Source organism: Pseudomonas sp. HMWF006 (assembly GCF_003061205.1).
GTDB lineage: Bacteria > Pseudomonadota > Gammaproteobacteria > Pseudomonadales > Pseudomonadaceae > Aquipseudomonas > Aquipseudomonas monsensis.
In genome coordinates this window covers 1-9,123 of the sequence record NZ_QAIU01000002.1, presented here as the reverse complement: position 1 = coordinate 9,123, position 9,123 = coordinate 1, and the positions used below count along the sequence as shown (strand labels likewise).

General features: G+C 61.0%; 6 protein-coding genes. 5 read left to right on the top strand and 1 reads right to left on the bottom strand.

What is annotated here, in order from left to right; genetic code table 11:
- Both DBR24_RS00045 and DBR24_RS00040 read left to right on the top strand, forming a co-directional pair.
- Positions 1 to 913 (top strand): MFS transporter (locus DBR24_RS00045; protein ID WP_146188915.1); only part of this gene is annotated, 913 nt, incomplete at its 5' end.
- 28 nt (positions 914 to 941) lie between these two features.
- A complete protein-coding gene (locus tag DBR24_RS00040; RefSeq protein WP_128613516.1) occupies positions 942 to 1,991 on the top strand; it encodes an alkene reductase in 1,050 nt (349 codons plus the stop codon).
- A gap of 376 nt (positions 1,992 to 2,367) precedes the next feature.
- On the opposite strand, the gene emhR is transcribed toward DBR24_RS00040, so the two are convergent.
- Complete coding sequence (emhR, locus tag DBR24_RS00035) at positions 2,368 to 3,000, bottom strand: efflux system transcriptional repressor EmhR (protein ID WP_123465348.1); 633 nt, start codon at positions 2,998 to 3,000, stop codon at positions 2,368 to 2,370.
- 266 nt (positions 3,001 to 3,266) lie between these two features.
- On the opposite strand from emhR, the gene emhA reads away from it, so the two are divergent.
- Genes emhA through emhC form a run of 3 tightly spaced genes read left to right on the top strand, consistent with a single transcriptional unit; the run spans position 3,267 to position 9,049 of the window.
- Positions 3,267 to 4,424 (top strand): efflux RND transporter periplasmic adaptor subunit EmhA, encoded by a 1,158-nt coding sequence (gene emhA, locus DBR24_RS00030; RefSeq protein WP_123465345.1) that lies wholly within the window; start codon positions 3,267 to 3,269, stop codon positions 4,422 to 4,424.
- Between the two features lie 3 nt (positions 4,425 to 4,427).
- Positions 4,428 to 7,592: an efflux RND transporter permease subunit EmhB gene (gene emhB, locus DBR24_RS00025; protein ID WP_123465343.1), complete on the top strand. Its 3,165-nt coding sequence runs from the start codon at positions 4,428 to 4,430 to the stop codon at positions 7,590 to 7,592.
- The gene (gene emhC / locus DBR24_RS00020) at positions 7,589 to 9,049 is read left to right on the top strand and encodes an efflux RND transporter outer membrane subunit EmhC (RefSeq protein WP_123465341.1); all 1,461 of its coding nucleotides are present in this window, start codon (positions 7,589 to 7,591) and stop codon (positions 9,047 to 9,049) included. The genes emhB and emhC overlap by 4 nt, the downstream gene beginning before the upstream one ends.
- Positions 9,050 to 9,123: the final 74 nt, after the last annotated feature.

The window sequence follows — 9,123 nt, the reverse complement described above, 5'->3', positions numbered from 1 at the left end:
CGCCATCGCCAGTGACTACAACGTGCTGATGTTTGCCCGCGTGATCACTGCGCTGTGCCACGGTGCCTTCTTCGGTATCGGTTCGGTGGTGGCGGCCAATCTGGTGCCGGCGAACAAACGCGCTTCGGCCGTGGCCCTGATGTTCACCGGCCTGACCCTGGCCAACGTCCTCGGTGTGCCGCTGGGCACTGCGCTGGGTCAGCAATACGGCTGGCGCTCGACCTTCTGGGCGGTGACCGTTATCGGCGTGATCGCGCTGATCGGCCTGATCCGCTTCCTGCCGGCCAAGCGTGACGAAGAAAAACTCGACATGCGCGCCGAACTCGCCGCCCTCAAAGGTGCCGGGATCTGGCTGTCGCTGAGCATGACCGCGCTGTTCGCCGCCTCGGTGTTCACCCTGTTCACTTACGTGGCGCCGCTGCTCGGCGAAGTCACCGGCGTGTCGCCCCGTGGCGTGACCTGGACGCTGATGCTGATCGGCCTGGGCCTGACGGTCGGCAACATCATCGGCGGCAAGCTGGCCGACAAAGGCATGGCCGCCACGCTGATCGGCGTATTCATCGCCATGGCCGTGGTCTCCACCGTGCTGACCTGGACCAGCGTCGCGCTGATCCCGACAGAAATCACCCTGTTCCTCTGGGCCACCGCCTGTTTCGCCGCCGTGCCGGCACTGCAAGTCAACGTGGTGACCTTCGGCAAAGCGGCACCGAACCTGGTTTCGACCCTGAACATCGGCGCGTTCAACGTCGGCAATGCCCTTGGCGCCTGGGTCGGCGGCACCGTCATCGCGCACGGCTACGGCCTGACCAGCGTGCCGCTCGCAGCCGCCGCGCTGGCAGTGCTCGCCCTGCTGGTGACCCTGATCACTTTCCGTCAGAACGGCAACGCCGATCTGGCCCCGGCAACCAACTGATTAACTTTTACTTATGAGGGTTGTAGACATGGCAACTATTTTTGATCCGATCAAACTCGGCGACGTCGAACTGGCCAACCGCATCATCATGGCCCCGCTGACTCGCTGCCGCGCCGACGAAGGCCGTGTGCCGAACGCGCTGATGGCCGAGTACTACGTACAACGCGCCTCTGCCGGCCTGATCCTGTCCGAAGCCACTTCGGTGACACCGATGGGCGTCGGTTACCCGGACACCCCGGGTATCTGGTCCAATGACCAGGTGCGTGGCTGGGCCAACGTGACCAAGGCCATTCACGCGGCCGGCGGCAAGATCTTCCTGCAACTGTGGCACGTTGGCCGTATCTCCCACGAGTCGTACCTGAACGGTGAAACCCCGGTTGCGCCGAGCGCGATCCAGCCTAAAGGTCACGTCAGCCTGGTGCGTCCAATGGCTGACTACCCAACCCCGCGCGCTCTGGAAACCGCTGAAATCGCCGACATCGTCGACGCTTACCGCACCGGTGCCGAAAACGCCAAGGCGGCTGGTTTCGACGGCGTGGAAATCCACGGCGCCAACGGTTACCTGCTCGACCAGTTCCTGCAAAGCAGCACCAACCAGCGTACCGACCTCTACGGCGGCTCCCTGGAAAACCGCGCCCGTCTGCTGCTGGAAGTGACTGACGCGGCGATCGAAGTCTGGGGCGCTGGCCGCGTCGGTGTGCACCTGGCACCGCGCGCCGATTCCCACGACATGGGCGATGACAACCTGGCGGAAACCTTCACCTACGTCGCCCGTGAGCTGGGCAAACGCGGTATCGCGTTCATCTGCTCCCGCGAGAAAGAAGGCGCCGACAGCCTCGGCCCACAACTGAAGGACGCCTTCGGTGGCCCGTACATCGCCAACGAACGTTTCACCAAAGACAGCGCCAACGCCTGGCTGGCGGCTGGCAAGGCAGATGCCGTGGCATTCGGCGTGCCGTTCATCGCCAACCCGGATCTGCCGGCACGCCTGAAGGCGGATGCGCCGTTGAACGAGGCGCGTCCAGAGCTGTTCTACGCCAAAGGCCCGATCGGCTACATCGACTACCCGACGCTGTAAGCCGTAACGTTGGAAGACAAAAGCCCCCGACTCGTGAGAGCCGGGGGCTTTTTTGTTCGCCTGGAGATTGATTGGGCGGCTGAGTACGTGGCCCCTCACCCCAGCCCTCTCCCAAGGGCGAGGGAGCAGATCTGTGTGCTTTTCAAAGCTGGAGTTCGGCCCTGATATCTCAGGTCGGTGTAACTCGAATGAACAACACGGTCAGTCACCGCACCCTCTGGGAGAGGGTTAGGGTGAGGGCAGCAGCCAACACTTGTTCACACAGAAGACACAAATTCCCTACAAAATGCGTAGCTCGCTACGTATAAACTCCCTGCCGCGAACGTATATAAAAGCCGGCCAATTGACATAAGCTGTGCCAATTACGCATTTTGTTTCATTTGCGCAGGCTGGGGCTCAGGCGCAGCATATCCAACCCTGTATCGACCCAACGCTCGGCCTCGGCATGCAGCTCAAAGCTGTCCGGCGCCAGAAGCCATCCATACAGGAGGCCATCAATATAGCCATGAATACTGATGGCCGCACGGGCGGTGTCGAGATCTTCCGGCAACTGGCCGCGATTGACCGCATTACGCAAGGTCAGCGCGATGCGCTCATTGCAATCGAGACTGACTTCCCGGCGCTGCTGACGCAGATCGCACATTTCATCGGTGAACTCGCACTTATGAAACAGAATTTCGTTGATACGCCGGGTTTTCGGGTCCAGCGCAACTTGATGAAACAAATGAATCAGCAATTGGCGCATGCAGCCCAGCGGATCCAGCTCATCCTCACTTTCACTGGCCCGAGCCAGCTCATCCAGCGGCTCCCGCAAGGAGTCGAGCATGGCCTGTACCAGATCGGCCTTGTTGCTGAAATGCCAATAAATAGCACCGCGCGTGACGCCGGCCAACGCCGCAATATCCGCCAGGGTGGTGCGCGCAACGCCCCTTTCATAAAAAGCTTTCTCCGCCGCTTCCAGAATCTGGCTACGGGTTTCTTGAGCTTCCTCTTTGGTACGACGGACCATGGCAGTAAAACCTCAAACAGGATGTTTCAGGGATGGCTGAATATCCGCTGAATAAAGAGGGGGCGATCTCTCGTGAATCGGCTCCCCGGCCTACAATTTCAAACCTTGCGACGCGTTTTGTAACAGGGTGGGTACAACGCCAAGGTGTTTACAAACAACCATGAACGTAAGTATATTCCTTAGCAAGCTACTTATCCACCCGGAAGCCGTTTTTTACCCTTCCACACTTCTTGTGCGTTTTTCGCGCGCCTGACCCGAGGATCTTCATGCAATTCAAGCCAGCTGTTACCGCTCTGGTCACTGCCGTCGCCCTGGCATCGCTGCTCAGCGGATGTAAAAAGGAAGAAGCGGCTCCAGCCGCTCCGCCTCCTCAGGTCGGCGTCGTCACCCTGCAACCACAAGCGTTCACCCTCACGTCCGAACTGCCGGGGCGCACCAGTGCGTACCGCATTGCTGAAGTTCGACCGCAGGTCAACGGCATCATCCTCAAGCGTCTGTTCAAGGAAGGCGGCGACGTCAAAGCCGGCCAGCAGCTGTATCAGATTGACCCGGCGGTCTATGAAGCGACCCTGAAAAGCGCCGAAGCCAGCCTGCGTTCGACCAAGTCGATCTCCGACCGCTACAAGCAACTGGTCGATGAGCAGGCCGTGAGCCGTCAGGAATACGACACCGCCGTGTCCAACCGTATGGAATCGGAAGCGGCGTTGCAGAGCGCACAGATCAACGTGCGTTACACCAAGGTGTATGCGCCGATCTCCGGGCGTATCGGCCGCTCTTCGGTCACCGAAGGTGCCTTGGTGAGCAATGGTCAAACCGACGCCATGGCCGTGATCCAGCAGTTGGACCCGATCTACGTTGACGTCACCCAGTCCTCGGTGGAGCTGCTGGAGCTGCGCCGCGAACTGGAAAGCGGTCGTCTGCAAAAAGCTGGCGACAACGCCGCCGCCGTCAAGCTGACCCTGGAAGACGGCAGCCAATACAAGCTCGACGGTAAGCTGGAATTCTCCGAAGTGTCGGTCGACCAGACCACCGGTTCGGTGACTCTGCGCGCCGTGTTCCCGAACCCGGATCACACCCTGTTGCCAGGCATGTTCGTCCACGCCCAGTTGCAGGCAGGTGTGAACAGCGCGGCTATCCTCGCTCCGCAGCAAGGCGTGACCCGTGACCTTAAAGGCACGCCGACCGCACTGGTCGTCGGCCCGGACAACAAAGTCGAGTTGCGTCAGTTGAAGGCCAGCCGCACTGTCGGCAGCCAGTGGCTGATCGAAGACGGTTTGAAGGCCGGCGATCGCCTCATCACCGAAGGGCTGCAATTCGTCAAACCGGGCGTCGAGGTCAAACCGACCGAAGCGACCAACGTCGGCACCAAAAACCCGGCCCCCGCTCAGGCAGCTGACAAAGCCGCTGGCGGCAAAGGGGAGTAACTCATGTCGAAATTTTTTATCGACCGTCCGATTTTCGCCTGGGTAATTGCCTTGGTGATCATGCTGGTCGGGGCACTCTCGATCCTGAAACTGCCGATCAACCAGTACCCGAGCATTGCGCCTCCGGCCATCGCGATCTCCGTGACCTACCCGGGCGCTTCGGCGCAAACCGTGCAGGACACCGTGGTCCAGGTGATCGAGCAGCAGCTCAACGGTATCGACAACCTGCGTTATGTGTCCTCGGAAAGTAACTCCGACGGCAGCATGACCATCACCGCGACCTTCGAGCAAGGCACCAACTCCGACACCGCGCAGGTTCAGGTTCAGAACAAGCTGAACCTGGCCACCCCGCTGCTGCCGCAGGAAGTGCAGCAACAAGGTATCCGCGTCACCAAGGCAGTGAAAAACTTCCTCCTGGTGATCGGCGTGGTGTCGCGTGACGGCAGCATGACCAAGGACGACTTGTCCAACTACATCGTGTCGAACATGCAGGACCCGATCTCGCGGACCGCCGGTGTCGGTGACTTCCAGGTCTTCGGTGCCCAGTACGCGATGCGCATCTGGCTCGACCCGGCCAAGTTGAACAACTTCAACCTGACCCCGATCGACGTGAAGACTGCCATCGCGGCGCAGAACGTCCAGGTCTCGTCCGGCCAGCTCGGCGGCTTGCCTGCCGTGCAGGGTCAGCAACTGAACGCGACGATCATCGGCAAAACCCGTCTGCAAACCGCCGAGCAGTTCAAAGAGATTCTGCTCAAGGTCAACAAGGACGGCTCGCAGGTTCGCCTCAAAGACGTCGCCGACGTCGGCCTCGGTGGTGAGAACTACGCGATCAGCGCCCAGTTCAACGGCAGCCCGGCTTCCGGCCTGGCCGTCAAACTGGCCAACGGCGCCAACGCCCTCGACACCGCCAAGGCCCTGCGTAATACCATCGACAGCCTGAAGCCGTTCTTCCCGCCAGGCATGGAAGTGGTGTTCCCGTACGACACCACGCCGGTGGTGACCGAGTCGATCAAGGGTGTGGTTGAAACCCTGGTCGAAGCGATCGTGCTGGTGTTCCTGGTGATGTTCCTGTTCCTGCAAAACTTCCGCGCCACGGTCATCACCACGATGACCGTGCCGGTGGTACTGCTCGGTACGTTCGGCATCCTCGCCGCCGCCGGTTTCAGCATCAACACCCTGACCATGTTCGGCATGGTGCTGGCCATCGGCTTGCTGGTGGACGACGCCATCGTCGTGGTGGAAAACGTCGAACGGGTGATGAGCGAGGAAGGCCTGTCACCGAAGGAAGCGACCAAAAAATCCATGGGCCAGATCCAGGGAGCCCTGGTCGGTATCGCCCTGGTGCTGTCGGCGGTACTGCTGCCGATGGCGTTCTTCGGCGGCTCAACCGGGGTGATCTACAAGCAGTTCTCCATCACCATCGTTTCGGCCATGGCATTGTCGGTACTGGTTGCCCTGATCTTTACCCCTGCGCTGTGCGCCACCATGCTCAAGCCGATTCCCCATGGCGAGCACGGCATACCGAAAAAAGGCTTCTTCGGCTGGTTCAACCGTGGATTCGACCGCAGCGTCAAAAGCTACGAACGAGGCGTGGGCAATATCCTGCGTCACAAGGCCCCGTACCTGCTGGCTTACGTGATCATCTTCGTAGGTATGATCTGGCTGTTCCTGCGCATACCGTCCTCCTTCCTGCCGGAAGAAGACCAAGGCGTACTGTTTGCCCAGGTGCAGACACCGGCCGGTTCCAGTGCCCAGCGCACGCAGGTGGTCGTGGATGAAATGCGTGAATTCCTGCTGCGTCCGAGCAAGGATGGCGGCGAAGGTGACGCGGTCTCGTCGGTGTTCACCGTCACCGGCTTCAACTTCGCCGGCCGTGGTCAGAGTTCGGGTATGGCGTTCATCATGCTCAAACCGTGGCACGAGCGGAACGCCGACAACAGCGTGTTCAAACTCGCCGCCCGCGCCCAGCAGCACTTCTTCAGTTTCCGCGATGCAATGGTGTTTGCCTTCGCCCCGCCTGCGGTACTGGAACTGGGTAACGCCACCGGATTCGACGTGTTCCTGCAGGACCGTGCCGGTATCGGCCATGATCAACTGATGGCTGCTCGCAACCAGTTCCTCGGCATGGCAGCGCAAAGCAAAGTGCTGTCGCAGGTGCGTCCAAACGGTCTGAACGACGAGCCGCAGTTCCAGCTCGAAATCGATGACGAGAAGGCCAGTGCACTGGGTATCACCATCAGCGACATCAACAACACGCTGTCGATTGCGCTGGGCAGTAGCTACGTCAACGACTTCATCGACCGCGGTCGCGTGAAGAAGGTGTATGTCCAGGGCCAGCCGGATTCGCGGATGAGCCCGGAAGACCTGAAGAAGTGGTACGTGCGCAATGCCTCCGGCACCATGGTTCCGTTCTCGGCGTTTGCCAAGGGCGAGTGGATCTACGGGTCGCCGAAGCTGTCGCGTTACAACGGCGTGGAAGCGATGGAAATCCTCGGGGCCCCGGCACCGGGCTACTCCACCGGTGAAGCGATGGCTGAAGTCGAGGCAATCGCTGCCAAGCTGCCTAAAGGTGTCGGTATTTCCTGGACCGGACTGTCCTATGAGGAGCGTCTGGCAGGCTCCCAGGCTCCGGCGCTGTTTGCGCTGTCGTTGCTGATGGTATTCCTGTGTCTGGCGGCGCTGTACGAGAGCTGGTCGATCCCGATCGCCGTTGTGCTCGTAGTGCCGTTGGGGATTATCGGGGCATTGCTCGCCACCAGCCTGCGCGGCCTGTCCAACGACGTGTACTTCTTGGTGGGTCTGTTGACCACCATTGGTCTGGCGGCGAAAAACGCTATTCTGATCGTCGAGTTCGCCAAGGAGCTGCACGAGCAGGGCAACAGCCTGATCGATTCCGCAGTCGAAGCGTGCCGCATGCGTCTTCGCCCGATCATCATGACGTCCCTGGCGTTCATTCTGGGCGTCGTGCCACTGGCCATCTCCACCGGGGCCGGCTCGGGTAGCCAGCATGCCATCGGTACTGTGGTAATCGGCGGTATGATCACCGCCACGATCCTGGCGATCTTCTGGGTCCCACTGTTCTTCGTCACGGTTTCGTCCCTCGGCCAGCGCAAAATCGCCGACCAGGACGAGACGACTGAAACCCCTAAAGAGGCTGGCCAATGAGCAAGTCGCTACTCTCCATCGCAGTCGCCGCCTTCGTGCTGAGCGGTTGCTCGCTGATCCCCGATTATCAGCAGCCTGAAGCACCGGTTGCGGGCCAGTACCCGCAGGGCCCGGCGTACTCGCCGGCCCAGGCTCCGGCACAAGCGGCTGCCGAGCAAGGCTGGAAGCAGTTTTTCCATGACCCGGCCCTGCAACAGCTGATCCAGGTCGCCCTGGAAAACAACCGCGACCTGCGTGTCGCGGCGCTGAACATCGACGCCTATGCGGCTCAATACCGCATCCAGCGTGCCGATCTGTTTCCGGCGGTGTCGGCCAATGCCAACGGCAGCCGTCAGCGGGTTCCGGCCCGTGCCTCGCAGACCGGTGAAGCGTCGATCAGCAGCTCCTACTCCGCTACCGTCGGCATCAGTGCCTACGAACTCGACTTGTTCGGTCGCGTTCGCAGCCTGAGCGAACAAGCGTTGCAACAATACTTCGCCACCGAAGAAGCACGGCGCAGTACCCAGATCAGTCTGGTGGCCAGCGTGGCCAACGCCTACCTGACCTGGCAAGCGGACAAGGAACTGCTCAAGCTCACGCAGGACACCCTCGGTGCCTTCGAGGAAAGCTACAAGCTGACCAGCCGCAGCAACGAAGTCGGCGTGGCTTCGGCACTCGACCTGGCGCAGTCGCGTACTTCCGTGGAAAACGCCCGGGCCCAACTGGCGCGTTATACCCGCCAGGTCGCGCAGGACGAAAACAGCCTGACCCTGCTGCTCGGCACCGGCATCCCGGCCAACCTGCAAGGGGCGAAGCCGCTGTCGGATGACCTGCTCAGCGACGTACCGGCCGGTCTGCCATCGGACTTGCTGCAACGTCGTCCGGACATCCTGCAAGCCGAGTACAACCTGAAGGCGGCCAACGCCAACATCGGCGCGGCCCGTGCCGCGTTCTTCCCGAGCATCAGCCTGACCGCCAATGCGGGCAGCCTGAGCCCGGACCTGTCCGGTCTGTTCAAGGGTGGTTCGGGGACGTGGCTGTTCCAGCCGCAGATCAACCTGCCGATCTTCAACGCCGGCAGCCTGCGCGCCAGCCTCGACTACGCCAAGATCCAGAAGGACATTGGCGTGGCGAACTACGAGAAGTCGATTCAGACCGCCTTCCAGGAAGTCGCCGACGGCCTGGCGGCCCGCCAGACCTACACCGAGCAGTTGCAGGCGCAGCGTGACTTCGTCGCGGCCAACCAGGATTACTACCGCTTGGCCGAGCGTCGTTACCGCATCGGTGTCGACAGCAACCTGACCTTCCTCGATGCCCAGCGTCAGCTGTTCAGTGCGCAACAGTCACTGATCACCGACCGCCTCGCGCAGCTGACCAGTGCGGTCAACCTGTACAAGGCCTTGGGCGGCGGCTGGAATGCGCAGACCGCGCAGAACGAAGCACTGAAAGAAGAAGCACCGAAGATGAAGCTGTTCTGATCATCTTCAGGTGAAAACAGGAAGCCCACCGATTGGTGGGCTTTTTGTTGCCTGTCAAAACGCTGTGGTATCCG

What these genes read in the sequence shown, in the direction of transcription:
- DBR24_RS00040 (WP_128613516.1), top strand. Translation starts at nt 942, where the DNA reads ATGGCAACTATTTTTGATCCGATCAAACTCGGCGACGTCGAACTGGCC.
- emhR (WP_123465348.1), bottom strand. Translation starts at nt 3,000, where the DNA reads ATGGTCCGTCGTACCAAAGAGGAAGCTCAAGAAACCCGTAGCCAGATT.
- emhA (WP_123465345.1), top strand. Translation starts at nt 3,267, where the DNA reads ATGCAATTCAAGCCAGCTGTTACCGCTCTGGTCACTGCCGTCGCCCTG.
- emhB (WP_123465343.1), top strand. Translation starts at nt 4,428, where the DNA reads ATGTCGAAATTTTTTATCGACCGTCCGATTTTCGCCTGGGTAATTGCC.
- emhC (WP_123465341.1), top strand. Translation starts at nt 7,589, where the DNA reads ATGAGCAAGTCGCTACTCTCCATCGCAGTCGCCGCCTTCGTGCTGAGC.